We start from the raw sequence: 261 nt of genomic DNA, 5'->3' as shown, positions 1-261 counted from the left end.
AAGGCGACCGCAACCAACGCATCAAGCTCGCCGCAGCCCCTTGGGGCCTGGAGAAGCTGGCCCGCCGCTCACTGAAGCACGGGTTGTGGCTGGCCATCGGCCTGCTCACCGGCCTGACCTTCGTTGGCTACTTCACCCCGATCAAGCCCCTGGCGGCGGAGCTGTTCACCCTGCAACTGGGCGGCGTCGCGCTGTTCTGGGTGCTGTTCTTCACCGCCGCCACCTACATCAATGCCGGTCTGTTGCGCGAAGCGGTCTGCC

At 66.3% G+C, this 261-nt stretch carries 1 pseudogene; it reads left to right on the top strand.

From position 1 onward, the window contains the following. Positions 1–261: pseudogene (locus SB772_RS42440) on the top strand (cytochrome c oxidase accessory protein CcoG); the annotation flags it as partial.

It is taken from the genome of Paraburkholderia sp. SIMBA_030 (genome assembly GCF_046535245.1).
In the GTDB taxonomy this organism is placed as follows: domain Bacteria; phylum Pseudomonadota; class Gammaproteobacteria; order Burkholderiales; family Burkholderiaceae; genus Paraburkholderia.
Note: the sequence above shows the minus strand (reverse complement) of the source record. Positions and strands in the feature narration are given on the sequence as shown.